At 43.2% G+C, this 24,504-nt stretch carries 22 protein-coding genes, 5 tRNA genes and 1 riboswitch (1 of these 28 running past the window's edge); of the genes, 21 read left to right on the plus strand and 6 right to left on the minus strand.

What is annotated here, in order from left to right; genetic code table 11:
- The 5 genes from RH061_RS05240 to RH061_RS05260 all read left to right on the plus strand — a co-directional run.
- Positions 1-67: transfer RNA gene (locus tag RH061_RS05240), tRNA-Gln, on the plus strand; it begins 8 nt to the left of the window's first position.
- Between the two features lie 5 nt (positions 68-72).
- Positions 73-147: transfer RNA gene (locus RH061_RS05245), tRNA-Gly, on the plus strand.
- 9 nt (positions 148-156) lie between these two features.
- A tRNA-Cys gene (locus tag RH061_RS05250) sits at positions 157-231 on the plus strand.
- A gap of 42 nt (positions 232-273) precedes the next feature.
- Positions 274-358: transfer RNA gene (locus tag RH061_RS05255), tRNA-Leu, on the plus strand.
- A gap of 52 nt (positions 359-410) precedes the next feature.
- Positions 411-484: transfer RNA gene (locus tag RH061_RS05260), tRNA-Gly, on the plus strand.
- A gap of 402 nt (positions 485-886) precedes the next feature.
- Here the strand turns inward: RH061_RS05260 and RH061_RS05265 are convergent.
- The gene (locus tag RH061_RS05265) at positions 887-1,555 is read right to left on the minus strand and encodes a B3/B4 domain-containing protein (protein ID WP_311074432.1); all 669 of its coding nucleotides are present in this window, start codon (positions 1,553-1,555) and stop codon (positions 887-889) included.
- A gap of 105 nt (positions 1,556-1,660) precedes the next feature.
- On the opposite strand from RH061_RS05265, the gene queG reads away from it, so the two are divergent.
- From queG to yhbH, 9 genes are all read left to right on the plus strand, one after another.
- Positions 1,661-2,818 (plus strand): tRNA epoxyqueuosine(34) reductase QueG, encoded by a 1,158-nt coding sequence (gene queG / locus RH061_RS05270; protein WP_311074433.1) that lies wholly within the window; start codon positions 1,661-1,663, stop codon positions 2,816-2,818.
- Positions 2,819-2,907: 89 nt separating this feature from the next.
- Positions 2,908-3,804 carry an amidase domain-containing protein gene (locus tag RH061_RS05275; RefSeq protein WP_311074434.1) on the plus strand — a complete coding sequence of 299 codons (897 nt, stop codon included), beginning with the start codon at positions 2,908-2,910 and terminating at the stop codon, positions 3,802-3,804.
- Positions 3,805-3,894: 90 nt separating this feature from the next.
- On the plus strand, positions 3,895-4,374 hold the full coding sequence (gene trmL / locus RH061_RS05280) for a tRNA (uridine(34)/cytosine(34)/5-carboxymethylaminomethyluridine(34)-2'-O)-methyltransferase TrmL (RefSeq protein ID WP_167831988.1): 480 nt from the start codon (positions 3,895-3,897) through the stop codon (positions 4,372-4,374).
- 57 nt (positions 4,375-4,431) lie between these two features.
- Positions 4,432-5,181: an oxygen-insensitive NADPH nitroreductase gene (gene nfsA / locus RH061_RS05285; RefSeq protein WP_311074436.1), complete on the plus strand. Its 750-nt coding sequence runs from the start codon at positions 4,432-4,434 to the stop codon at positions 5,179-5,181.
- 337 nt (positions 5,182-5,518) lie between these two features.
- Entirely contained in the window at positions 5,519-7,414 is a 1,896-nt protein-coding gene (locus tag RH061_RS05290; protein ID WP_311074437.1) for a PrkA family serine protein kinase, read from the plus strand.
- Between the two features lie 85 nt (positions 7,415-7,499).
- A complete protein-coding gene (locus tag RH061_RS05295) occupies positions 7,500-7,682 on the plus strand; it encodes a hypothetical protein (protein WP_311074439.1) in 183 nt (60 codons plus the stop codon).
- A gap of 46 nt (positions 7,683-7,728) precedes the next feature.
- Positions 7,729-8,040 carry a hypothetical protein gene (locus tag RH061_RS05300; protein WP_311074441.1) on the plus strand — a complete coding sequence of 104 codons (312 nt, stop codon included), beginning with the start codon at positions 7,729-7,731 and terminating at the stop codon, positions 8,038-8,040.
- Positions 8,037-8,705 carry a hypothetical protein gene (locus RH061_RS05305; RefSeq protein WP_311074443.1) on the plus strand — a complete coding sequence of 223 codons (669 nt, stop codon included), beginning with the start codon at positions 8,037-8,039 and terminating at the stop codon, positions 8,703-8,705. Before RH061_RS05300 ends, RH061_RS05305 begins: the two co-directional genes overlap by 4 nt.
- 129 nt (positions 8,706-8,834) lie before the next feature.
- The gene (gene yhbH, locus RH061_RS05310; RefSeq protein ID WP_311074445.1) at positions 8,835-10,004 is read left to right on the plus strand and encodes a sporulation protein YhbH; all 1,170 of its coding nucleotides are present in this window, start codon (positions 8,835-8,837) and stop codon (positions 10,002-10,004) included.
- Between the two features lie 80 nt (positions 10,005-10,084).
- Here yhbH and RH061_RS05315 read toward each other — a convergent pair whose 3' ends face one another.
- On the minus strand, positions 10,085-10,888 hold the full coding sequence (locus tag RH061_RS05315) for a C39 family peptidase (protein WP_311074446.1): 804 nt from the start codon (positions 10,886-10,888) through the stop codon (positions 10,085-10,087).
- A gap of 349 nt (positions 10,889-11,237) precedes the next feature.
- Between RH061_RS05315 and RH061_RS05320 the strand changes: the two genes are divergently transcribed.
- The 4 genes from RH061_RS05320 to RH061_RS05335 all read left to right on the plus strand — a co-directional run bounded on the left by RH061_RS05320 (position 11,238) and on the right by RH061_RS05335 (position 16,247).
- A complete protein-coding gene (locus RH061_RS05320) occupies positions 11,238-12,755 on the plus strand; it encodes a glycine betaine uptake BCCT transporter (protein WP_311074447.1) in 1,518 nt (505 codons plus the stop codon).
- 218 nt (positions 12,756-12,973) lie between these two features.
- Positions 12,974-13,912, plus strand: coding sequence for a DNA-binding transcriptional repressor DeoR (locus RH061_RS05325; RefSeq protein WP_311074449.1), 939 nt, complete (start codon positions 12,974-12,976; stop codon positions 13,910-13,912).
- A gap of 270 nt (positions 13,913-14,182) precedes the next feature.
- A complete protein-coding gene (locus RH061_RS05330; RefSeq protein ID WP_311074450.1) occupies positions 14,183-15,397 on the plus strand; it encodes a NupC/NupG family nucleoside CNT transporter in 1,215 nt (404 codons plus the stop codon).
- 79 nt (positions 15,398-15,476) lie between these two features.
- Entirely contained in the window at positions 15,477-16,247 is a 771-nt protein-coding gene (locus RH061_RS05335) for an NRDE family protein (protein ID WP_311074451.1), read from the plus strand.
- Between the two features lie 35 nt (positions 16,248-16,282).
- On the opposite strand, the gene RH061_RS05340 is transcribed toward RH061_RS05335, so the two are convergent.
- Both RH061_RS05340 and RH061_RS05345 read right to left on the minus strand, forming a co-directional pair.
- The gene (locus RH061_RS05340) at positions 16,283-17,248 is read right to left on the minus strand and encodes an NAD(P)H-dependent flavin oxidoreductase (RefSeq protein ID WP_311074452.1); all 966 of its coding nucleotides are present in this window, start codon (positions 17,246-17,248) and stop codon (positions 16,283-16,285) included.
- A 490-nt stretch (positions 17,249-17,738) separates the two neighbouring features.
- Positions 17,739-18,569, minus strand: a complete 831-nt coding sequence (locus tag RH061_RS05345; RefSeq protein WP_311074454.1) for an aldo/keto reductase — start codon at positions 18,567-18,569, stop codon at positions 17,739-17,741.
- Between the two features lie 505 nt (positions 18,570-19,074).
- Between RH061_RS05345 and RH061_RS05350 the strand changes: the two genes are divergently transcribed.
- Entirely contained in the window at positions 19,075-19,302 is a 228-nt protein-coding gene (locus RH061_RS05350; protein WP_311074456.1) for a thioredoxin family protein, read from the plus strand.
- A 14-nt stretch (positions 19,303-19,316) separates the two neighbouring features.
- Here RH061_RS05350 and RH061_RS05355 read toward each other — a convergent pair whose 3' ends face one another.
- Complete coding sequence (locus RH061_RS05355) at positions 19,317-19,982, minus strand: phospholipid phosphatase (RefSeq protein ID WP_311074457.1); 666 nt, start codon at positions 19,980-19,982, stop codon at positions 19,317-19,319.
- Between the two features lie 205 nt (positions 19,983-20,187).
- Here RH061_RS05355 and RH061_RS05360 point away from each other — a divergent pair, with 205 nt between their 5' ends.
- Together RH061_RS05360 and RH061_RS05365 are read left to right on the plus strand one after the other, a co-directional pair.
- Positions 20,188-21,033, plus strand: coding sequence for a DegV family protein (locus RH061_RS05360; RefSeq protein ID WP_311074458.1), 846 nt, complete (start codon positions 20,188-20,190; stop codon positions 21,031-21,033).
- A 97-nt stretch (positions 21,034-21,130) separates the two neighbouring features.
- On the plus strand, positions 21,131-22,039 hold the full coding sequence (locus RH061_RS05365) for a Gfo/Idh/MocA family protein (RefSeq protein WP_311074459.1): 909 nt from the start codon (positions 21,131-21,133) through the stop codon (positions 22,037-22,039).
- Positions 22,040-22,083: 44 nt separating this feature from the next.
- Here RH061_RS05365 and RH061_RS05370 read toward each other — a convergent pair whose 3' ends face one another.
- Positions 22,084-23,376 (minus strand): NCS2 family permease, encoded by a 1,293-nt coding sequence (locus RH061_RS05370; protein ID WP_311074460.1) that lies wholly within the window; start codon positions 23,374-23,376, stop codon positions 22,084-22,086.
- Positions 23,377-23,480: 104 nt separating this feature from the next.
- Positions 23,481-23,582: riboswitch (purine riboswitch) on the minus strand.
- Positions 23,583-24,504 lie beyond the last annotated feature (922 nt).

Here is a 24,504-nt window from a genome sequence, read left to right on the forward strand (position 1 = left end):
AGCCAAGCGGTAAGGCAACGGACTTTGACTCCGTCATGCGTTGGTTCGAATCCAGCTAGCCCAGCCATTTTTGCGGAAGTAGTTCAGTGGTAGAATACAACCTTGCCAAGGTTGGGGTCGCGGGTTCGAATCCCGTCTTCCGCTCCAAAAGTATATGGCGGCATAGCCAAGTGGTAAGGCAAAGGTCTGCAAAACCTTTATTCACCGGTTCAAATCCGGTTGCCGCCTCCACTAATGATTTAGTGGCAGCAAGAAAGCAAGACATTTTAATATGCCGGTGTGGCGGAATTGGCAGACGCGCACGACTCAAAATCGTGTTCCTTCTGGAGTGTCGGTTCGACCCCGACCACCGGTACCACTTTTATTTTAAACAGGATCTCCTGTTTTCTTTATTTCATAGAGATATGTATGCGGGTGTAGTTTAGTGGTAAAACCTCAGCCTTCCAAGCTGATGATGAGGGTTCGATTCCCTTCACCCGCTCCATACATACGTGACTAACGCAGTATGTCGTTTCCAGAAAACGATATGCTGCGTTTTTTCTTTGTCTATGTCATAACTGAATCTTGTTTTTTATAGTGTTTGTAAAATAAACGGAAAAATTTCGCTTAAATTGAAAAAGACCCTAAATTCCTTAAGAATAAGGGTCGTTTTTCCGTTTATTTCATCCAATTCGTTGTTTTTTGTCTTGTTTTTAACAGGTAACCGGAATATCTCCGCTTATTCTAGCTTCATAAGCGTCCTCTATACACAATAGCCGGAATAACTCCGCTTATTGCCCTTTATAACATCCTCTATATACAATAGCCGGAAATTCTCCGCTTATGATACTCATCCTCCATGATCATCACCAATGAATGATCATCACACCAAAAGAAAAAGGATGCATCAGCATCCCAAAATTCTATATGTGCCTGATCCGCCATGGATTTGGATAAACATGTTCATGAGTGACTCAGTCATTTTTTGCTTACTTTCTGGGGAAGAAGAAGGTCTTAAATAGACGATTTGCAGGGCATTTGTTGTTTTTTCAGTTACGGCTGTCCTTTCCGAATCGACAAATGGGCTGCCAAATGGTCCTTGTTCATCCGCAGAGATCAGCAGGTTGGCCATGTTATTGGTACGTCCATTCAAACCTGTGTATTCTTCGTTTTCTTTACCTATTTTAATCGTTACATTCCCCATTAGCTTATCACTGTCATAAACGCCAATTGGTATTTGATATTCAAGTGAGAAGAAATTATTTAAATCAATCGCACTATGTATAGGTTGGAGATAATTCTGCTTTGCAATCCGGCGGTAGAGGGCTTCCGCTGAGTGTCTATAGCGGTTTGGATCCTTTCCAGTTGTTTTGAATATTGCACGCCATTCTTTGATGCCTTCGAGATCGGTTACGTTTTTTTCCAGAAGGTCGAAGTAAATAGATTCCTGGAAAAGCTGGAGCCTGCCTTTTAACATTTGCGGAGACTCGTCAACCTGGATGTCTCTATACTGGATGATCCCGACTGAAAACCCGGGAACCAGATCACATATTGTCTTGGAAACTTGAATTTCCATTGATTCCACCTCCAAATCTGCTTTAAAATAGTTTATCATAAAAGTAATTTGCTTTTAAATTTATGGATTCCAATATAGATATCAAGCAGAAAGGAGGAAACCCAAATGGATACAGCAAGCCTGAAGAATGACATTATAGCTTACAGCAAAACGATTGGCATCGATAAAATTGGTTTTGCATCCCCATCTGCCTTTGAAGAGATGAAGGTCAGGTTATACAGGCAGCAGGAACTCCAATATCAATCCGGGTTCGAGGAAAAAGATATTGAGAAGAGAACAGAGCCTGGCCTGATTTTTGACCGTCCTAAATCCATCATTTCGATTGCTCTCGCTTATCCCTCTAAGATGAAGACGAAGGTTGTCAGCAAGAAGGGGGAACGGCGGGGTATCTTTTGCCGTGCTTCATGGGGGACAGACTATCACATGGTCCTCAGGGACAGACTGAAAAAACTGGAGGATTACATTGCTTTGAAGGTACCTGAAGCCAGGTTCAAGTCGATGGTCGACACAGGCGAACTTGTTGACAGGGCAGTAGCCGAGAGGGCAGGTATAGGGTGGAGCGGCAAGAACTGTTCAATCATTACACCGGAGTTCGGTTCATATGTTTATTTGGGTGAGATGATCACGAATATTCCGTTTGAACCCGACACACCAATGGAGGATCGTTGTGGCAGCTGCAATAAATGTGTGGATGTCTGTCCCACAGGCGCACTTGTACAGGGTGGGCAGCTGGATGCTCAAAAATGCATTGCATTCGTGACACAGACTAAGGGCTTTTTGGCAGACGAGTTCCGTGAAAAGCTTGGAAACCGCTTGTATGGCTGTGATACTTGCCAAACAGTTTGTCCTGAGAACAAAGGGAAGGATTTTCACTTCCATGAAGAAATGGAACCAGACCCTGAGATTGCGAAGCCGCTACTTAAACCTTTGCTAAGCATAAGCAATCGAGAGTTCAAAGAAAAGTTCGGACATGTATCTGGGTCATGGCGGGGGAAAAAGCCTATCCAGCGTAATGCAATTATTGCTCTTGCACATTATAAGGATGAAACGGCAATACCTGATTTGACCATGGTAATGAAGAATGACCCAAGACCTGTACTCAGAGGGACCGCAGCATGGGCGCTTGGCAAGATTGGCGGACCTGAGGCGTTGGAGGCTCTGAAGCTAGCTTCTGCTGTTGAGATGGATGAAGAAGTTCTAAATGAGATCAATAAGGGCATGGAGTTTTACAAAGATAACTCAGATTCGAATATAACTGTGTAGGAAGGATGGATTTCGCAAAATCCATTCTTTTTTTATGCGTGAAAATCTGGAACTCTTCATAAATATGAAAGGTGAAGGGAGAGATGAACATGCGTGAACAACTGCAGGAACTTCTGGAACAGCGTGTCCTTCAATGTGTTTCCATGCCGCGAAATCAGCTGCACGAGTGTCCAGCTATAGAGCTGAAAAAACAAAGCTTTGCCAACAGGTCTGCTGAAATTGTAAAAGCAAAGGCAAATGGCAGGGTTAAAGAGAAGGTTGAAGAGAAGGAAAATGCTGCAGTGTTATATGAGGTGCACTTTCAATATTTAATTAAGCACCGTGGTTTATTTTACATGGAGGAAGAGGTAGAGAAAAGACAGGCTGAATTTTACAAGGGTGTGCTTGTGAGGGATGAAAAGCTTAAAGAGAACCAGGGTTCTCATGACGACAGAGAAGGGATATTGCCTGCTTTTGCTCAGAGGGAGGAAGAGCAGGAGAGGAAGGGTTTCAGATATGACAGGCTGAAGGCCGTTCAATATGCTGAAAGATGGTGGAATGATTTTAACCCTGCCTATAAGAAGTTCGAGGTCGACTGTACCAATTATATCTCTCAATGCCTGCATCAGGGCGGAGCGCCGATGCGAGGGTATCCTAACCGCAGCAATGGCTGGTGGATGCAGGATGATAATTGGAGCTTCAGCTGGTCTGTCGCCAATGCGATGCGCTGGCACATCCCAGGATCCAAGCTGGGCTTGAGGGGAAGAGAAGTGAACAGTGCAGAAAAGCTGAAGCTGGGAGATGTCATTTGCTATGATTTTGAGGGGGATGGACGTTTCGACCATACCACCATTGTGACAGGTCATGATGCTGATGGCATGCCGCTGGTCAATGCCCATACGTATAACAGCAGAATGAGATACTGGGCGTATGAGGATTCAACTGCCTATACCCCGAATATTAAATACAAGTTTTTTACGATTACAGATGATTCCGAGGATAATTAATGGCTTTGCGAACATGCTGCAGCGCCATTTCTTTTGTTGTGCAGGAGTGTAGTGGTATAATAGTTGTAGTTTTTATTAGAGGTGAAAGTCATGGCATTGCATGTTGTATTATACCAGCCGCTCATTCCAGCAAACACTGGCAATATTGCGCGCACATGTGCTGGTACGGATACCGAGCTTCACTTAATCAGGCCGTTAGGGTTCTCGACGGATGACAAGATGTTGAAGAGGGCAGGTTTGGATTATTGGGAGCATGTGAAGATTCACTACTATGATTCGCTTGAGGATTTTTATCAACAGAACGAGGGTGGAGAATTCTTCTATGTGACCAAATTTGGAAAAAAGGCGCATTCCGATTTTGATTATAGTGCAACCGAAAAGGATTTCTTCTTTATTTTTGGCAGGGAGACAACAGGATTGCCAAAAGAAGTGATTGAGAGCAATATGGAAACATGCCTGAGGCTGCCTATGAATGAAAATATTCGTTCATTAAATCTGTCTAATACGGCCGCGATTTTGATTTATGAAGCGCTTAGACAGCAGGACTATCGCGATTTGCGTAAATACTAGGAGGCCAATTTGCGGCCTCCTTTTTGGTATGGGAAATGAGGAAAGGAGCTGTTACAAATGAACCAGGTAGTTGAAACAATTCTTAACCATCGCTCAGTAAGAAATTTTAAAAATCAGGCACTCGATCGTGAGCAGATCGAAGTCATTGTAAAGAGCGCGCAGGCGGCATCCACTTCAAGCTTCATCCAGGCCTATTCGATCATTGGGGTTACGGATCAAAATAAGAAGGACAAGCTGGCTGAAATTGCCGGGAACCAGGCTTATGTTGCGGCCAATGGACATTTCTTTGTGTTCTGCGCAGATCTCCATCGCCATAAGGTCATAGCGGAGTTGGAAGGTACAGATCTGGATGACTCGATAGAAAGCACAGAAAAATTCATGGTTGCCTTGATCGATGCAGCACTGGCGGCCCAGAATGCTGCTGTCGCAGCCGAATCTATGGGGCTAGGCATTTGCTATATTGGCGGGATACGCAATGATCTGGAAGCTGTGAAGGAAGTTTTGAAGACACCTGACCATGTAATCCCTCTATTCGGCATGGCAGTAGGCTATCCTGACCAGGAAACGGACCTGAAACCGCGCCTGCCGCTCGAGCATGTGTATATGGAAAATGAGTATCAGCAAGACCGGGCATTGTTTGAAAAGCAGCTCGACGATTATAATGCGGTTACTTCGCAATACTACCGTGAAAGAACAGGCGGAAAACGTGAGGACACCTGGACTGGCCAGATGGCAAAAATGCTTGGGCGGAAATCGAGGATGTACATGAAGGGGTTTGTAGAAAAACAGAATCTGAATAAAAAATAATGATAGAAAAGTAAAAAGCTGCCAATCGGCAGCTTTTTATTTTTTCGTGATCCCCGGCTTATCATCGTAACCTGAAGTGAAGATTGCAGCCAAGAATGCTACTGTAACGCCAATTATAAGAATGAGTTTCATGTATGTAAGCCTCCCTGTTTTGTCGTTTTGTCCATATAGAATTCATTATATCCTATTATATCGCAACTGTGAAGGATGGGCTTATTTTTTCATTGAAGACTTAAAAAAGGACAATCATCCAAGCGGAACGTTTACGCATGTTCAAATTGTTTGCTGCATAGAATTTATTAATCGTCTCTTGATAACGCTAGATGGGGAGGTCCATATGGATATTTTAAAAAAGATTGAAATGTATCGCCAGGGTGAAGAAAAGCTGAAATGGGAAGGGACGTTCAGGGAGTATCTTGAAATTGTGAAGGAACAGCCATGGGTTGCTCAATCGGCACATTCGCGTGTATATAATATGATCAAGGACGCAGGGATTGAAAATGATAAAAGCAAAAAGCGCTATTCCTTCTTCAATTCACAGTTATTCGGACTTGAAGAAGCATTGGAAAGACTAGTTGAGGAGTATTTTCATCCAGCTGCGAAAAGGCTCGATGTCAGAAAACGGATTCTATTGCTGATGGGACCAGTAAGCGGCGGTAAATCGACTCTGGTGACAATGCTGAAAAGGGGGCTGGAGGCGTATTCGCATACAGATAGAGGAGCAATTTATGCGATCAAAGGCTGCCCAATGCATGAAGACCCACTTCATATGATTCCACATCATTTGCGCAAAGATTTTTATGATGAATATGGCATCCGGATTGAAGGGAATTTATCGCCACTTAATATGATGAGGCTTGAACAGGAATATGGCGGCAGGATTGAAGATGTCATAGTGGAAAGAATTTTCTTCTCTGAAGATAAGCGGACAGGGATTGGCACATTCAGTCCTTCAGATCCGAAATCCCAGGATATTGCCGATTTGACAGGAAGCATCGATTTCTCCACAATTGCGGAATATGGTTCTGAATCTGATCCGCGTGCCTACCGTTTTGATGGAGAATTGAATAAGGCAAACCGCGGGATGATGGAGTTCCAGGAAATGCTGAAGTGTGATGAGAAATTCCTCTGGCATTTGCTGAGCCTGACGCAGGAGGGCAATTTCAAAGCAGGACGTTTCGCGCTTATCAGTGCCGACGAACTGATTGTTGCACACACGAACGAAACGGAATACCGCTCATTCATCTCCAATAAAAAGAATGAAGCCCTGCATTCACGGATTATCGTGATGCCGATTCCTTATAATTTAAAAGTGTCCGAAGAAGAGAAAATCTATGACAAGATGATTAGGGAAAGCGATGTAAACGATGTCCATATCGCGCCGCATACTCTGAGGGTGGCTGCGATGTTCACGATACTGACTCGCCTGAAGGATCCGAAAAAAGGCGATATTGACCTGATCAAGAAGATGAGGCTTTATGATGGCGAGAGTGTCGAAGGATACAATAGAGCTGATGTTGAGGAATTGAAAAAAGAGCATCAGGATGAAGGTATGAGTGGTATTGACCCTCGTTATGTCATTAATCGGATTTCCTCCACAATCATCAGGAAGGAAGTCAAAACGATTAATGCATTAGACGTCCTGAGATCACTAAAGGAAGGTCTTGATCAGCATCCATCAATTACGGCCGAGACAAGAGAGCGCTATTTGAACTATATTTCGATTGCCCGGAAAGAGTATGACGATATCGCCAAGAAGGAAGTACAAAAGGCATTTGTTTACTCTTATGAAGAGTCAGCCAAAACGCTTATGGATAATTACCTTGATAATGTTGAGGCGTATTGCAATAAGGCGAAAATGCGTGATCAGCTGACTGGTGAGGAAATCAATCCGGATGAGAAACTGATGCGCTCGATCGAAGAGCAGATCGGTATCTCCGAAAATGCGAAGAAAGCCTTCCGTGAAGAGATTTTGATCAGGATCTCTGCCTATGCGCGTAAAGGCAAGAGGTTCGATTACAACTCTCATGATCGCCTGCGTGAAGCAATCCAGAAAAAGCTCTTTGCTGACCTGAAGGATGTCGTCAAAATCACGACATCTACAAAGACACCTGATGAGACGCAGTTGAAGAAAATCAATAACGTAGTTGCGAGATTGATTGATGAGCATGGGTATAACTCTACCTCAGCAAATGAATTGCTGCGATATGTTGGAAGTCTGTTAAATAGATAGTCAGAGTGAGGACCTGCAGATTGCAGGTCCTTTAAAGTTTATAAAACGCTGATAGCGGGAATAGTACAGGCAAGAGGTGATTGAAATGGCTAAAAATGAATTGCCAAAAAACTATGTCCCCAAAAATAGTTCCATGGCTCGCAATGAAGAAGAAATTGATAATCTTGGAAAGCAAATGGAACACCGAAGAACAGGTGAAGTGTTGAAAGAGGATTATGATAAAGTACCAGATCCAATCCAATTTGATACATCGAATGAAAAGAAATAACCTTTGCTGAATATGCAGAGGTTATTTTTTTTGCAGAAATGACGATATGCTCCAACATGATTGGAGCTTGCTACTGGCTTTCGAAGTTAACTCAGTGGTCATTCAGACAGGTTCAACGGTAAAAGAGGGAAAGCTGTCCGAACTCGGTGCAGCTTCGGACAGATTCAGCGGTAACGGAGTGAAAGCTGTCCGAACTCGGTTCAACTTCGGACAGGTTCAGCGGTCACGGAGGAAAAGCTGTCCGAACTCAGTTCAACTTCGGACAGGTTCAGCGGTCACGGAGGGAAAGCTGTCCGAACTCGGTGCAGCTTCGGACAGGTTCAGCGGGTACAGAGGAAAAGCTGTCCGAACTCGATGAAACTTCGGACAGGTTTCAGCGTTCACGGAGGGAAAGCTGTCCGAACTCGATGCAACTTCGGACAGGTTCAGCGGGTACAGAGGAAAAGCTGTCCGAACTCAGTTCAACTTCGGACAGGTTCAGCGTTCACGGAAGGAAAGCAGTCCGAACTCGGTTCAACTTCGGACAGGTTCAGCGGATACAGAGGAAAAGCTGTCCGAACTCAGTTCAACTTCGGACAGGTTCAGCGGGTACAGAGGGAAAGCTGTCCGAACTCGATGCAGCTTCGGACAGGTTCAGCGGGTACAGAGGAAAAGCTGTCCGAACTCGATGCAACTTCGGACAGGTTTCAGCGTTCACGGAGGGAAAGCTGTCCGAACTCGATGCAACTTCGGACAGGTTCAGCGGTCACGGAAGGAAAGCTGTCCGAACTCGATGCAGCTTCGGACAGGTTCAGCGGGTACAGAAGAAAAGCTGTCCGAACGCAGTTCAACTTCGAAACAGTTTCACCGGATACAGAGGTAGAGTCGTCCATGCCTGCCATATCTACCGCTGGGGAGGACAATATTGTAACTATCCGTGGAAAAGAACATATACAAAAGGACAATAATGCGCAAAAGGTTTACAAGATAAAATGGGCTTGTCCAGTCATAGGAGAAAAGGTTAATTGTCAAAATTATTTGTAAATTATTTTGTCTTCCTGCATAAGATAGAGTAATTACAATTCCCACAAGGGTAAAGTCCATCGGGTTATTGTATGAAGATATGGTGAATTGTGTTACTGTCAAAATGAAAATTCAAAGGAGGGGTTGAAAATGACCGATGAAAGCAGTCACCAGTTTGTGATTTCCCAGGAAGATTGGTCCCTCCACCGCAAAGGACATGATGACCAGCAGCGCCATCAGGAAAAGGTGCAGGAAGCAATCAAGAGCAATCTGCCTGATTTGATCACTGAAGAGAATATTATCATGTCCAACGGCAGGGATGTCGTCAAGATTCCGATAAGGTCACTGGATGAATACAAAATCCGTTATAACTATGATAAGAACAAACACGTCGGCCAGGGGAACGGAGACAGTAAGGTAGGTGATGTCGTCGCCCGTGATGGCTCAGGGCAGCAGCAAGGTCCGGGAAAAGGGCAAGGCGCAGGGGACCAGGCCGGTGAAGATTATTATGAAGCAGAAGTATCGATGATGGAAATTGAAGAAGCGTTATTTAAGGAGCTGGAGCTTCCAAATCTGAAGAAGAAGGAAGAACAGGAGCATCTCGTTGAAAATATTGAATTCAACGATATCAGGAAGACTGGATTGATGGGCAATATTGACAAGAAGCGGACGATGATGTCTGCTTACAAGCGGAATGCGATGACCGGCAAGCCGTCCTTCCACCCTATTTACAAGGAGGACTTGAAGTTCAAGACCTGGAATGAGGTCGTGAAGCCAGATTCAAAGGCCGTTGTACTTGCGATGATGGATACGAGCGGAAGCATGGGACTGTGGGAAAAATACATGGCGAGAAGCTTTTTCTTCTGGATGACTCGCTTCCTTCGTTCCAAGTATGAAACAGTCGAAATTGAATTCATCGCTCACCATACAGAAGCAAAGGTAGTTTCCGAGGAAGACTTTTTCTCAAAAGGGGAAAGCGGAGGTACAATCTGTTCGTCCGCGTATCGAAAAGCATTAGAACTTATTGATTTAAAATATAACCCTAGCAAGTTTAATATTTATCCGTTCCATTTTTCCGATGGTGATAACCTGACCTCTGACAATGCCCGCTGTGTGAAGCTAGTAGAAGAGCTGATGAAGGTCTCCAATATGTTTGGCTATGGAGAAGTCAATCAGTACAACCGCCACTCGACCCTAATGTCCGCGTATAAAAACATTAAAGACGAAAACTTCCGTTACTATATCCTCAAGCAGAAAGCCGATGTATTCCACTCGATGAAAAGTTTTTTTAAAAAGGAAGAAAACAAATTGTATGCTTAATTTAAAAATCGGCAGGATGAATCTCCTGCCGATTTTCCTATTCCACCCACTTTTCGGGGGAAGACTCCTATAATACCAATCTATTGTTTATCAATTCCAATTGCCTGGCTGCCCATTTGAACCCATGCTTTTTCAAATGATGTCCGCGGTACAGCTTTATACCCGCCGCTGGCAAGAGGGTCGTTAACGTAAATGGAATCCTCGTCATATCCGACAATCAAGACACTGTGTTCTCTATAAGTAATCTTTACATCACCGCTATTTGTCTTCCAAACGGTAAACTCCGATTCGGGAAGAGGCGCGAAGGTGGAGTTGATGATGACCCATACCGGAGATCCAGAGTCAATCAATTCATAAACTGCATCAATGGATTGTCCAGTAATATCCATGATTTTACCGGGCAGATAGCTCTCTGCAAGCTTTGCTACAGGACCATGGTATACGCCATATCCAGACTTTTTGAAGGTATAGATGTCCCCCACAAAGCCATCATACGGATTGCCACGAATATAATTTGCGTCTCGGAAAGGAATTTTATGTATTTGCTTTGCCAGGGTCATTTTATCGGCTGAGATTCCTTCATATTGTAAAAGCATCGTTAAGCTGGTCACTTCACAACCGCGCTGTAATTCTGGGAGCTGACTGACGTGCGGGACCCCCTCGATCATTTTTTTCTCCTCAGTATTGATGAAATTCTCCAGGGCTTTTTTATCAGCAGTAGTTTTGGTCACAGAATGTTCTTCCGTTCGGGTGATTTTAGGTGCAACTGATGATTGTGTTTCTGCCGTTGGATTTTCAATCGATCGTAAATTCTCCGCTCCCAAGTAGGTAGCCAGGAAAATGCCTCCAAGGGATAGTGTTCTAATAAGTAATTTTTTATTCAAAATATCTTCTCCTAACATTTCTCCTTCATGTAGGCCATCAATACAAGTTTAACCAAAATTCGACAAGGATTCAATAGACTAATAGAATGATATTGGAAATCTGTTGGTAAAAAGGCAGGCTGCCTGTCAGTACTGAAAAATGATAATCGATAAATTGAGGTTTTTGGGAAAAATATAGGGGAATTTAATAGTTGATTCTGTAGGGAAGCCCAATGTAAAAATGGATCTAAGACATTCATTTTTTTGGATGTATTGGGTAATACTATCTCTGTTATGAGTACATTCTTTCAAAAAAACAAAAATTTGTGTTAGGGTATTAAGTGCAAAAGTTGTAGAAGGGAGTTTTTTGATGAAAAAGGATTCATCTGTTTTTTTCATATCGACAGGAATTTTGTTATTGATGGTTCTTTTCGGTGTGTTTGTTCCAGATAAACTTGAATCAGTTACAGCAAATATCCAGGCATTCATTACTGATACTTTTGGCTGGTATTATTTAATTCTTGTATCTGCAATTGTCATTGTTTGTCTGTATTTCTTGATCAGTCCACTGGGAAAGATCAGACTTGGGAAGCAGGATGACCGGCCTGAATTTGCCACCCTTACTTGGTATGCAATGCTCTTTAGTGCCGGTATGGGAATAGGGCTGGTTTTCTGGGGCACTGCTGAACCAATCAGCCATTATATGGTCTCAACACCAACCGGAGTGGAGGCAGGATCTGACCAGGCTATCCGGGATTCAATGAGATTCACGTTTTTCCACTGGGGCATCCATGCATGGGCCATTTATGGAATAGTTGCACTGGTTCTGGCTTACTTCAATTTCAGACATGGTAAACCAGGATTGATTAGTGCGACCCTTGGACCGATTTTAGGCGACAAGACAAATGGGGCAGCTGGAAAAGTAATTGACGTGATTTCGGTTGTCGCAACTGTAATCGGTGTGGCAACAACTTTAGGATTTGGAGCTGTACAAATAAACGGGGGGCTTTCTTACCTGTTTGGAATACCTACTGGTTTTGTAACTCAATTGTTTATTGTCCTGATCGTAACAGTATTGTTCATGATATCTGCCTGGACAGGACTTGGAAAAGGCATCAAGATTTTAAGTAATGTAAACATGATACTTGCCGCATTATTGTTAGTGGCAATGCTGTTTTTGGGACCAACCCAGTTTATCCTGAACCTCTTTACCAACACAATTGGTACATACCTTCAAAATTTGCCAGCGATGAGTTTCCGGATTGCGCCATTAAATGAAGAAGTCCGTTCATGGATCAATGGCTGGACTATCTTCTACTGGGCATGGTGGATTGCCTGGGCGCCATTTGTAGGGATTTTTATAGCTCGAGTTTCTAAAGGCCGTACAATCAGGGAATTTGTATTTGGTGTATTGCTAGTGCCTTCTTTGATTGGCTTTTTATGGTTCTCTGCTTTCGGAGGTTCAGCAATCACGCTTGAGCACGAAGGAATTGCGAAAATTTCCGAACTAGCGACCGAAGAAGCACTCTTTGGAGTTTTTGCCAACTATCCTCTAAGTTCATTATTGTCCATCCTGGCAATGATCCTTATCGGTACATTCTTTATCACATCGGCAGATTCAGGCACATTTGTTTTAGGGATGATGACGACCAATGGATCACTGACACCAGGGAATAGAATCAAATTCACATGGGGAATCATGCTGGCTGCTATTTCTCTGGTACTCCTTTATTCTGGGGGGCTGCAGGCTCTGCAAAATACAATGATCGTGGCTGCACTGCCATTCTCCATCATTATGGCCTTAATGGCACTAAGCCTAATAAAAGCCTTAAGTCGAGAAGCGAAAGAACTAGGAATCGGAAAAATTCCTAAACGTAAGCCTCAATAGTTTGTAAGTAAGGAGTCATCCCTATTCAATTAGTGATGGCTCTTTTTTCATTCAGGCTGGTTATAATGTATATCTAATTGTTCGAAAGTATTTGAACTTTTGTAAAGCTGTGGCAATTTATGAACGTTTTGTTCTTTTTTTTAATGTAAATGTTTTCATTCGAATTTTTTGCTAAAATGATTGTAATGAATTTAAGTCATTACCAAGGGTGATTACGAATGGAAAAAGATAAATTATTGAAAGTAATCGAAGCAGCAAAGCTATATTACTTGCTTGATTATAATCAGAATGATATTGCGAAAGAGCTGGGAGTTTCAAGGCCCACAGTATCCAGGTTCCTCCAAATTGCAAAACAGGAGGGGATTGTCGATATCAAAATCATGGATCCGACAGAGGATGTAGAAAATTTGTCGGCACAGCTTGAGCAAAAGTTTGGCTTGAAAAAGGCAATAGTGACTCATATCCCTCAATATGAGGACAGTGTGATTAAAACGTATCTCGGGGAGAAAGCTGCCGCATTTCTGAATGAAGTAGTAGAGCATGATGATATTATTGGTGTTACATGGGGAACGACGCTTTATCATGTTGCTTTGGAGCTTAAACAGAAACCGTGCAAGAATGTAAAGGTCGTCCAGCTGAAGGGCGGCGTAAGCCATTCTGAAACGAATACGTATGCAAATGAGATACTTTATTTATTCGGCAAAGCCTTCAATAGTGCGCCACATCATCTGCCGCTGCCTGCAATCGTTGACCATGTCGTGGTCAAACAAGCGATGGAGGCGGACAGGCATATTAAAAAAATCTTGGAAATGGGGAAGCAATCGAACATTGCGGTCTATACAATCGGACCAATCAAGTCTGAATCTTTATTGTTCCAGTTAGGATACTTTACAGAAGAAGACTTGCAAGTCATTTATTCCCAAGCCGTCGGTGATATTTGTTCACGGTTCTTTGATAAAGAAGGAAAGGTTTGCAACGAAAACCTTAATGCGAGAACCCTGGGCATCGAACTTGAAGAATTAAAGAAGAAGAAGTATTCAGTTTTAGTTGCGGGCGGGGCACAAAAAATAGATGGTATTTATGGAGCTTTGAAGGGGAAATATACAAATGTGCTTGTAACGGACCAATTTACTGCAAAGTTTTTGTTAGATAAGTAAGTGATAGGGGAATAGAGGAAAAGCCATATGAAACAAACAAATACCCGATAGGTTTGAGACCTTGCGGGTATTTTTGTCGAAAAGATGAAAAGGGATAAATTTCATTTTACATTTGTTTAAAAACTTATTTACAAAAGTTCTTTATCTCTGATATATTTGCTATAGAAAGTTCAAGTTAAACAAATGTAAACGTTTTAATGAAATTTTTTTCGTAGCATTTGTAAACGTTAACAACATTTCCACAAATATCACAACAAGAGGTGGGTCACAATGAATATCTTATGGGGTTTGATGGGGATTGCTGTTGTTCTGGGAATTGCTTTTCTTTTCTCAAATAATAAGAAATCCATCAATTTACGGACAGTCCTAGGCGGATTGGCAATCCAGTTCATCTTTGCTTTTGGTGTACTGAAATGGGAAACAGGGAAGGTTGCCCTGGAAAAGCTCTCACTTGGAGTCAATGAAATCGTAAACTATACAGATGCTGGTGTGCAATTCCTGTTCGGCGGATTGTTCCAGGCTGAGAATATTGGCTTCGTGTTCGCTTTCCAAGTATTAACTGTTGTTATTTTCTTTTCATCTTTAATTTCAGTTCTTTATTATCTTGGAATCATGCAAGTGATCATCAAGATCCTTGGCGGAGCGCTTTCTAAATTACTGGGAACGAGCAAGGCAGAATCACTATCAGCTGCAGCCAACATTTTCGTAGGCCAGACAGAAGCACCGCTTGTTGTTAAGCCTTACATCGCGAAAATGACTCAATCAGAGCTTTTTGCAATCATGGTCGGGGGCTTGGCTTCTGTAGCAGGTTCTGTTTTGATAGGTTACTCATTATTAGGTGTTCCATTGGAATACTTGCTTGCGGCAAGCTTCATGGCTGCTCCAGCAGGTTTGGTACTTGCTAAAATCATGATTCCGGAAACAGAGAAGTCAGAGTCAACTGATGAACTCAAGATGGAAAAAGACACAGAATCAGCAAACGTAATTGATGCCGCAGCTAGAGGTGCAAGCACAGGTCTTCAGTTAGCGTTGAATATTGGTGCAATGTTGCTTGCATTCATCGCATTGATTGCCTTGATCAACGGAATTATTGGATTCATTGCAGGATTTTTCGGAGCCGATAACCTGACTCTTGAAGTAATCCTTGGCTATGTATTCGCTCCACTTGCATTCGCTATCGGTGTTCCTTGGGATGAAGCAGTAAAGGCTGGCGGATTCATCGGTCAAAAGTTAATCCTGAATGAGTTTGTAGCCTATTCTTCATTCGGACCACAAATCGAACAATTATCTGCTAAAACAGTAGCAATCATCAGTTTTGCACTTTGCGGATTCGCAAACGTCTCATCCATGGGAATCCTGCTTGGCGGACTTGGAAGCCTCGCTCCGAATCGCCGTGCTGACATCGCGAGAATGGGTGTAAGATCGATCATTGCTGGTATGCTTGCGTCATTATTGAGCGCTGCTATGGCAGGTATGCTTCTATAAAATGAGGAAAAGAGAGGGACTTGCTCCTTCTCTTTTTTTGCTTTGAGTTATAATAGAGTAAATTGAACGGAAAGCTGTGATGATGAATGTGTGTTTGATTTTATTTGCCTACAATGCACATCCAAAGTATAAGCTGATCGTTGCCGCTAACAGGGATGAAGCATATGCTCGGGAAACCGCGCCAGCTCACTTTTGGGAAGAAACACCTGAACTGCTTGCAGGCCGTGATCTTGAAAAAATGGGAACATGGATGGGCGTGACTGCTTCAGGCAGGTTTGCCGCCCTGACAAATTATCGTGATCCAGGTGAACAAACCGCTGGAAAAAAAACACGTGGGGAGCTTGTGGCGGATTTTTTAAAAGGGACAGACAATCCGCGTCCGTATTTACTGGAGCTGACCAATCGCCATCATGAATATCCGGGTTATAATCTTTTGGCAGGGAATACGGAAGAGCTCTATTATTATTCCAACCGCGGAGGCCCGCTGCAAAAGGTGGAACCAGGTGTCCATGGGGTCAGCAACCACTTGCTTAATACTGACTGGCCAAAGGTAGAACGCGGAAAAGCAGGACTTGCCAGCATCATTTCAAAAGAACAGCCTGATCTGGTTAACATGTTATTTGAGCATTTGGAAAATACGGACCCTGCTCCGGATCACTTGCTGCCATCGACGGGGGTGTCGCTGGAATGGGAACGACTACTGTCTTCGATGTTCATAAAAAGTGAAGGATACGGGACGAGAAGCTCGACCGTCATATTAATGAACGAGAGCGAAATCCATTTTCATGAACGTGTTCATACAAATAACCAGAGTTCGACCCAGCAATTTACAATCACACTTGAAAAATAATCAGACAACCACGTTTGCGGTTGTCTGGTTTTTATTTAGGCTAAGTTAAGAGAGGCTGTTTTATATTCCAACCTTAAGTTCTCAATGATTGTACGGACAGGTAATATGTCTTTTATTTCACTTACTCTGGCACCAGCGAATACCAGGCCATTTTCTACATCGCCGTCCTTGGATGTGAGCAGAGAGTCCAGTGTGCAAAATTGATAGGAGCAATTTTTCAGGCAATCCCTGCATTTTTTGATTCTGAGTTTATCTGAGGTGGTGATTAGCTTGGTGAAATGATTGGCTATGGCACGCCCCTGCAAACCTACTGTTGTTTTCACCAGCAGTGTGTCTTTTTCAGTGGCTGAAACGTATTTATCCTTGAAACTTTGCGGAGCGTCACATTCCTCACTGGCAACAAACCTTGTGCCCATTTGGACGCCAGAAGCTCCAAGGGACAAAGCCTTCGCGATATCAGCGCCCGTCATGATACCACCGGCAGCGATCACCGGGATGGACACAGACTCAACAATATCAGGAAGAATCTCAAAAAGGGGCTTATCAGTCCCAAGATGCCCTCCTGCCTCGAATCCTTCCACTACCACAGCAGCAGCACCCAGGCGTTCGGAAATTCTGGCTAGTTTGGCAGAGGAAACAATTGAAATGACTGGGATGTTCGCTTGCTTCCCCCAGGAATACATATCCCTTGAGATTCCCGCTCCAGAAATAATGAAATCAACTTTTTCATTTAAAGCTGCTTTCATTTTTTCTGCAAAATCATTCATCGCAAACAATACGTTTACACCAATGTACCCATTACCCTGTGTCAGCTCCCTGGCTTTCCGGATATGCATCACCATCTCTTCAACCGAGATCCCTGTTCCGGATATGATGCCAATTCCGCCAGCATTGGCAACCGCTGATGCCAAACCGCTAAGCGAGATACCGACCCCCATTCCACCTTGCATAATTGGGACACTTGGTGCCATATGGCCAATTTTAAGCTTTGGGAAATCCATACTAAAAACCCCTTTCTGAATTTATTCCTTTGCAGTTTAACATGGAGAGATTTAAAAAGATGTGATTTTTAGCACCTGATACTATATTTAGGTATAAATATTTGGTGATGATTTCTTGGATGAAAAAAGACGCAGAAACTGATTCTGCGTACTCATCCTTGTATAATTATCAGCCCAGTTAATCATTCATTGTTGATTTTAGTGTGGGAATGAAATTCATAAGAAGAAGAATTTTTGGCAGAGGATGCTTTTGATGCAGAGATAAGCGGAAGATTCCCGACTATTATATGTAGATGGTGTTTTTGGAGCAGAAATAAGCGTACATATTCCGGTTAACTCCTATAAATAAGACAAATCAAACGATTTGAATGAAATAGACGGAAAACCGACCCTTATTTTGAAGGAAAATAGGGGTCGGTTCCAATTTAAGCGGAATTTGTCCGTTTATTATTCAAACAGTGAAATCAACATACCGTAATTACAGAGCCTTTTAGAAATCGAAATTATCCGGATCAGGGCCTACTCGCTCATCCTTATTAAGGCTATTCAAACGGTCCATATCTTCGGCCGTAAGCTCAAAATCGAAAATATCTGCATTTTGGATAATTCGGTGTTCCTTGATCGATTTAGGAATCGTGACCACTTCGTTTTGTAAATCCCAGCGGAGAATCACTTGTGCTGGTGATTTTTCGTGTTTTTCAGCGATTTCGACGATCGTTGGTTCTGATAAAAGCTCCCCTTGCTTCAAAGGAGACCATGCTTCCATTTGAATTCCTTCGGCTTTGCAGAATTGGAGCAGCTCTGTCTGGGCCAGATGAGGATGATACTCGACTTGGTTGACCATTGGCTTGATTTCAGCATCGGCCATCAAGTCTTTAAGATGGTGAACATGGAAGTTGCTAACACCGATTGCGCGCACTCGGCCGTCTTTGTATAGTTTTTCAAGAGCCTTCCACGTTTCCTTATATTTGCCCGCAACTGGCCAGTGTATCAAGTAAAGATCAAGGTAGTCAAGGCCCAGCTTGTCCATGCTTGCTTCAAATGCCTGAAGCGTTGTTTCATACCCCTGGTCAGCATTCCAGACCTTTGTCGTAATAAACAATTCCTCACGCGGAATACCAGCTTCCTTGATCGCCTGTCCCACGCCTTCCTCGTTCTTGTAAACCGCCGCGGTGTCGATGCTCTTGTAGCCATTTCCAAGCGCCGCTTTAACAGATTCTACAACTTCAGATCCTTCCTGAACCTTGAACACACCAAGCCCAAACCATGGCATTTTGACACCATTATGTAATGTCGTTGTATCCTGGAGATTTTGTGGCATATCATACGCCTCCTTTATCAATTCAATTGCATAGTTATTTTCTCATATTTTTTATTTGGTAAAAAGTAATTGGACTTTCCTATAGGAGCTATTTTTAAAAGATGGCTCATCCTGTTAGGTTCTTGACAGCTTCGTTTCATTTAACGGAAAAGCTGTCAAGAAAACGCCGGAATCGTGACAGCTTTGGCCCAATCAACGGAAAAGCTGTCAAGAAAACGCCGGAATCGTGACAGCTTTGGCCCGATTAACAGAAAAGCTGTCAAGAAAACGCCGGAATCGTGACAGCTTTGGCCCAATCAACGGAAAAGCTGTCAAGAAAACGCCGGAATCGTGACAGCTTTGGCCCGATTAACGGAAAAGCTGTCAAGAAAACGCCGGAATCGTGACAGCTTTGGCCCGATTAACAGAAAAGCTGTCAAAAAAGGACTTTTATTTTTAAAATCAGGGTAAATTCAAGATATATAGGTAATGGAAATTGCTTAAAAGTGAAAGGAGAACGAAGTCTATGATCATCAAAGTGTTGGGTCCTGGATGCGAAAAGTGCAAAAGTCTTGAAGAGAGTATTAATGCTGCTGTAAGTGAAGCGGGAGTCGCAGCGGTAGTTGAACTGGTGGAAGACAAGAAGGAAATCGCAAAGTATAAGGTGAAGAGTACTCCAACTTTGGTCATTGATGAAAAAGTTGTTTCTGCGGGAAAACAATTGTCGGCGCAGGAAGTGAAGGGGTTATTTTAAATCAGAACAGGCCTTCACACGGCCTGTTCTGATCTTTTATCAAGGAAAGCCTTAGTCGCCCATAATGAAATCAGTAAAATTAATTCGAAGCCATTCGTGGCGGCGTCACTATCAATTGGAATTGGCACAGCACTGCCGATTCCCATCAATATGACACCGACGGCCATCCATTTCCACTTCAATTTTTTCCAGAGGATAACCCCTGCAATCAGCAAAGCAACGGTTACGCCAATGATCATGATTGGAGGCCCATGTGAACCAGTTGATTCATAGCTTAATACTCCGTAATTGCGGGCGGGCTCAAGCTCCAAGCCGAGGGTGTTTTGTATAAGTTCCGCGATAACCATTGCAAGGGTGAAGGCTCCTGTCAGGATAAGTCCTGTGCGTTCCTTTAGCCAGTGAATCCCTGTCTTCCTGACTGCTGCTGCTGAAAATAAAATCAGCAGTGGGGTAAAGAATGCGTGAAACCAGTAACGCATCCCATTTAAGCCTTCTAAAAAGGGGCCTTCTCCAATTATGCTCCCCATCGAAAGGACAAGATTGTCATATATCAAGCCGAAGGTAACGAGCAAAAGAACATTCAGCCACGAAAAAAATCCATACTGGACGGATAATTTTAGTCCCCACAGGAATAAAAACAAGTAGGCGAGGGAATATAATCCGTAGATATAAGGGTCCATGAGTCACTTACCTCCAGTCAGGTTTGTTACCATTCTTCCCTTTTAAAGGAATGAGAAACATGTGTCCATGTTATTAACTTTTTCATTGTTTTTAACAAATAAATCGTATTCTTAAAAATTACTAATAGTCTTATAAGGCATCTTCATATATCATGAGAAATGTAAGCATATACACCGATATTTTTGACGAAGAACAGGAGAAATCATGACGACATTAAATGAAATTGCATGGGTAACCGACAGCACATCTGGACTTACTGAAGAATTCATAAAAAATAACCATATATACGTTGTGCCTTTAAGTATTATTTTTGGTGAGGAATCATATCTGGAAGGTGTAGACATCACTGCAGAGGATTTCTATCCAAAGCTGGCAGCATCAAAAGTCCTTCCTAAAACATCCCAGCCTGCGATCGGGGAGTTTGTGGAACTTTACCAGAAGCTAAAGGAGCAGTACAAGCATGCGATTGCCATCCACGCTTCGAGCGCACTCACAGGAACCTTCCAATCATCTGTCGCAGCATCAAGCATGGTCGATTTCAAAGTCGATGTAATTGACTCTAAAATAGGTTCCTACCCATTGGGGCGCATGGTTGAAAAGGGCGTTGAACTGCAGAAGGAAGGCAAGTCGTATGCAGAAATTGTTTCATATTTAAAAACGCTTCCTGATAAGGCCAATTTATACATGGCACCGGGCAGTTTAGAGCAGCTGCATAAGGGCGGCCGTTTATCGACCACTCAGGTGATTATCGGCAGCTTGATCAAATTAAAGCTGATTGTCAGGTTCGATGATGGCAAGGTAGTTCTTTTTGATAAAATCAGGACAGAAAAAAAGGTCAAAGAGCGCCTGTTTCAAATTTTTGAAGAGTCTTCAGTCAATGTGAAGGAAGCCAGTGTCATCCATGGCAACGTAAAGGAATTGGCTGAGGATTGGTGTGCTGAACTTCAACAGCGTTTTCCTGAAGTATCTTTCACAACCACTACATTCAGCCCGGTTGCCGGTACCCATACAGGGCAGGGAACCATCGGCCTCGCCTGGATCAATGAATAGTAAGTAAAAAGGAATCAGTCTAAGCGAAGGCTGATTCCTTTTTTATGGCCAGGTTCCTGTGTACACTGGAAATAACAAACCTACAGGGGGAATACATATGCTGAAGATTGGCGTCATTGGTTTAGGGGATATTGCGCAAAAAGCCTATCTGCCAATTTTTGCGGAGAAGGGGGATATTGAGTTCCATCTTTTCACGCGCGATTTTGCAAGGCTGAAAAATCTAGGTGCCAAGTACAGGTTTTCCCATCTTCATTTAAGTCTGGATGAGCTGATTGAGAGTGGGATTAAGGGAGCTTTTGTACACAGTGCAACTGAATCACATTATGACATTGTAAAACAACTGCTCTTGTCTGGAATCCATGTGTATGTCGACAAACCGATTGCCTATGAGTATGAAAAAGCCAGGGAGTTGACAGAGCTAGCTGAGGAAAAAGGCTTGATATTGATGACTGGCTTTAACCGAAGATATGCACCGGCTTATAAACAACTGGCGGAGTTGAAGGAACCAAATATGGTGATCATGCAGAAAAACAGGAAGAGCCTGCCCGGGGAAATCCGCCATTTCATTCTCGATGACTTCATCCATGTGGTGGATACACTAAGATTTTTATTTCCCTATCAAATCAAGCGCGTCAATGTGACTGGAAAGAAAAACGGTGCTTTTTTGCATCATGTAGTCATTCAGCTGCAGGCGGAAGAGGGCATTGCAATCGGCATCATGAACCGTGACAGCGGTGTGGTCGAGGAAAGGGTTGAGGTCTTCCAACCAAATGAAAAGCGGACAGCCTTGAATGTATCCGAGCTTTTATTGCAAGAAAATAAGTCTGAAACAAAGCTGGGAGGAAGCGATTGGGAGCCAACCCTTCACAAGCGCGGCTTCGAGCAGATTGTTTTTGACTTTATCCAGGCCGTCAGCAACGATAAAGAACCTTTAATAACAGCGAAGGATTCTCTGGAGACGCAAAAAATTTGCGAGGGAATCGTGAAAGAATTAGAGACACTTTAAAAAAGACAAGCCCCGAACTCTTACATAGAGTGTCGGGGCTTATTTTAAATATATACTAAATAACTAATAAACAAGAAGCCAAGTACATACATGATCGGATGGACTTCTCTCTGGTTACCCATGCCGACCATCATTAATGGGTAAAGAATGAAGCCGAGAGCGATTCCTGTTGCGACACTTGAAGTGAGCGGCATCATGATGATTGTCACGAATGATGGGATAATCACAGAAAGGTTGTTCCAGTTGATTTTACTGATTTCAGTTGCCATCAATGCACCGACGATGATAAGTGCCGGGGCGGTTACTTCAGGTGTGATAACAGACAGGATCGGCGAGAAGAGCATCGCCACCCCGAAACAAGCCGCAATAATCACTGAAGTGAAACCTGTCCGCCCGCCGACAGCGATGCCTGCCGATGACTCGACGAATGATGCCGTTGTGGAGGTGCCAAGTACTGCACCGGCTACCGCAGAACCCGCATCCGCAAGAAGTGCGCGGCCTGCATTGGGAATTTTATTGTCCTTCAAAAGACCAGCCTGGCTGGCTACCGCAATAAGGGCTCCGGCAGTATCAAAGAACGCGACAAACAAGAATGTGAAAATGACGGCAAGGACATCTGGAGCGAAAATATCTCCCAAATGGTTAAAGACGACACCAAATGTGGGTGAAATATCAGGAATAGACCCGACGATTGCTGTTGGCTTTTCAATCAAGCCAGTGAATATGCCAATGATGGTGGCAATCACCATTCCATAAAAGATGCCGCCGCTGATTCCGCGAACCATCATGATCACACTGATGATGAAGCCGAACAGGGCAAGCAGGACTGGGCCTGATGTCAGGTCGCCGATTGAGACGAATGTTGCTTCGCTGCCAATGATGATCCCCGCATTTTTCAAACCGATGAAGGCGACGAAAAAGCCGATTCCTCCAGCAATTGCATGCTTAAGATCCTGAGGGATGACATTGATGATTTTTTCGCGGATTTTCAATAGACTGAGGATGACGAAAAGAATACCAGCGATGAATACACCGGTAAGGGCGACTTGCCACTCAACTCCCATGCCGATACAGACGGTGAAAGTGAAAAATGAATTCAAGCCCATGCTTGGAGCAATTCCAATCGGGAAATTTGCCAGCAGGCCGATCAGCAGCGAGCCAATAATCGCAGACAAAGCAGTAGCTGTAAAAACAGCCCCCTTATCCATTCCAGCCTGGCTGAGGATTAAAGGATTGACGACAAGAATGTACGCCATCGACAAAAATGTCGTGATGCCGGCAAGTGTTTCCTGTTTATAATTTGTATTTCGTTCAGCGAACTGGAAAAAGTTTTTCATGTGTGCTGTCCTCCTGGTTGTTTGATTTATGCTGAAAACAAAAAAACTCCGGCAGTTCATGCTGCCGGAGTACCACAAAGGACAAATAGATGCCAAAAAGAATAGCAAATATTAAAGTCCCTTGTAGTCACGCCTTTTACGGTAGCATGGTAGAAACGTCCGAGCCATATTCTCGAACATATACAAGGAAAGATTATAGATTTAAATAATACTAGAGATAGTATCACGTGATTCATGGCCAGGTCAATTGCAATTCATAAAGTTTATCTATTTGTTGTTTTCTGATTATTAGGTTGGCGGAAGTTATTTTGTACCAACTTAAGACATGTTTGAGAGGAAAACATGAAAAGCTGTCAAAAGAAGAGCCAACTTAAGACAGGTTTGAGGGAAAAACGAGAAAAGCTGTCAAAAGAAGAGCCAACTTAAGACAGGTTTGAGAGGAAAACAAGAAAAGCTGTCAAAAGAAGAGCCAACTTAAGACAGGTTTGAGGGGAAAACGAGAAAAGCTGTCAAAAGAAGAGCAAACTTTTGACAGGTTTGATGAAGAAACAAGAAAAGCTGTCAAAAGAAGAGGCAACTTAAGACAGGTTTGAGGAGAAAGCGAGAAAAGCTGTCAAAAGAAGAGCAAACTTTTGACAGGTTTTATGGAGAAACGAGAAAAGCTGTCAAAAGCAGGGCTAACTTAAGACAGGTTTGAGGGGAAAACGAGAAAAGCTGTCAAAAGAAGAGCGAACTTTTGACAGGTATGATGGAGAAACAAGAAAAGCTGTCAAAAGAAGAGCTAACTTAAGACAGGTTTGAGGGGAAAACAAGAAAAGCTGTCAAAAGAAGAGCCAACTTAAGACAGGTTTGAGGGGAAAGCGAGAAAAGCTGTCAAAAGAAGAGCAAACTTTTGACAGGTTTTATGGAGAAACGAGAAAAGCTGTCAAAAGCAGGGCCCAACTTAAGACAGGTTTGAGGAGAAAGCGAGAAAAGCTGTCAAAAGAAAAGAGTATCGCTGTGTGCGATATCATTATAAGTGGTTCGGGGAATCGCCTCGTATGTATCCCTATTAGGGTATCGGAAATCCCTTTGTTAACGAGTTTTTGACAAATTTTTGACGAGAATATGTGAATAAAAAATGAACTA

The organism is Mesobacillus jeotgali (assembly GCF_031759225.1).
GTDB lineage: Bacteria > Bacillota > Bacilli > Bacillales > Cytobacillaceae > Mesobacillus > Mesobacillus jeotgali_B.

What these genes read in the sequence shown, in the direction of transcription:
- RH061_RS05265 (WP_311074432.1), bottom strand. Translation starts at nt 1,555, where the DNA reads ATGGAAATTCAAGTTTCCAAGACAATATGTGATCTGGTTCCCGGGTTT.
- queG (WP_311074433.1), top strand. Translation starts at nt 1,661, where the DNA reads ATGGATACAGCAAGCCTGAAGAATGACATTATAGCTTACAGCAAAACG.
- RH061_RS05275 (WP_311074434.1), top strand. Translation starts at nt 2,908, where the DNA reads ATGCGTGAACAACTGCAGGAACTTCTGGAACAGCGTGTCCTTCAATGT.
- trmL (WP_167831988.1), top strand. Translation starts at nt 3,895, where the DNA reads ATGGCATTGCATGTTGTATTATACCAGCCGCTCATTCCAGCAAACACT.
- nfsA (WP_311074436.1), top strand. Translation starts at nt 4,432, where the DNA reads ATGAACCAGGTAGTTGAAACAATTCTTAACCATCGCTCAGTAAGAAAT.
- RH061_RS05290 (WP_311074437.1), top strand. Translation starts at nt 5,519, where the DNA reads ATGGATATTTTAAAAAAGATTGAAATGTATCGCCAGGGTGAAGAAAAG.
- RH061_RS05295 (WP_311074439.1), top strand. Translation starts at nt 7,500, where the DNA reads ATGGCTAAAAATGAATTGCCAAAAAACTATGTCCCCAAAAATAGTTCC.
- RH061_RS05300 (WP_311074441.1), top strand. Translation starts at nt 7,729, where the DNA reads ATGCTCCAACATGATTGGAGCTTGCTACTGGCTTTCGAAGTTAACTCA.
- RH061_RS05305 (WP_311074443.1), top strand. Translation starts at nt 8,037, where the DNA reads ATGAAACTTCGGACAGGTTTCAGCGTTCACGGAGGGAAAGCTGTCCGA.
- yhbH (WP_311074445.1), top strand. Translation starts at nt 8,835, where the DNA reads ATGACCGATGAAAGCAGTCACCAGTTTGTGATTTCCCAGGAAGATTGG.
- RH061_RS05320 (WP_311074447.1), top strand. Translation starts at nt 11,238, where the DNA reads ATGAAAAAGGATTCATCTGTTTTTTTCATATCGACAGGAATTTTGTTA.
- RH061_RS05325 (WP_311074449.1), top strand. Translation starts at nt 12,974, where the DNA reads ATGGAAAAAGATAAATTATTGAAAGTAATCGAAGCAGCAAAGCTATAT.
- RH061_RS05330 (WP_311074450.1), top strand. Translation starts at nt 14,183, where the DNA reads ATGAATATCTTATGGGGTTTGATGGGGATTGCTGTTGTTCTGGGAATT.
- RH061_RS05335 (WP_311074451.1), top strand. Translation starts at nt 15,477, where the DNA reads ATGATGAATGTGTGTTTGATTTTATTTGCCTACAATGCACATCCAAAG.
- RH061_RS05340 (WP_311074452.1), bottom strand. Translation starts at nt 17,248, where the DNA reads ATGGATTTCCCAAAGCTTAAAATTGGCCATATGGCACCAAGTGTCCCA.
- RH061_RS05345 (WP_311074454.1), bottom strand. Translation starts at nt 18,569, where the DNA reads ATGCCACAAAATCTCCAGGATACAACGACATTACATAATGGTGTCAAA.
- RH061_RS05350 (WP_311074456.1), top strand. Translation starts at nt 19,075, where the DNA reads ATGATCATCAAAGTGTTGGGTCCTGGATGCGAAAAGTGCAAAAGTCTT.
- RH061_RS05355 (WP_311074457.1), bottom strand. Translation starts at nt 19,982, where the DNA reads ATGGACCCTTATATCTACGGATTATATTCCCTCGCCTACTTGTTTTTA.
- RH061_RS05360 (WP_311074458.1), top strand. Translation starts at nt 20,188, where the DNA reads ATGACGACATTAAATGAAATTGCATGGGTAACCGACAGCACATCTGGA.
- RH061_RS05365 (WP_311074459.1), top strand. Translation starts at nt 21,131, where the DNA reads ATGCTGAAGATTGGCGTCATTGGTTTAGGGGATATTGCGCAAAAAGCC.
- RH061_RS05370 (WP_311074460.1), bottom strand. Translation starts at nt 23,376, where the DNA reads ATGAAAAACTTTTTCCAGTTCGCTGAACGAAATACAAATTATAAACAG.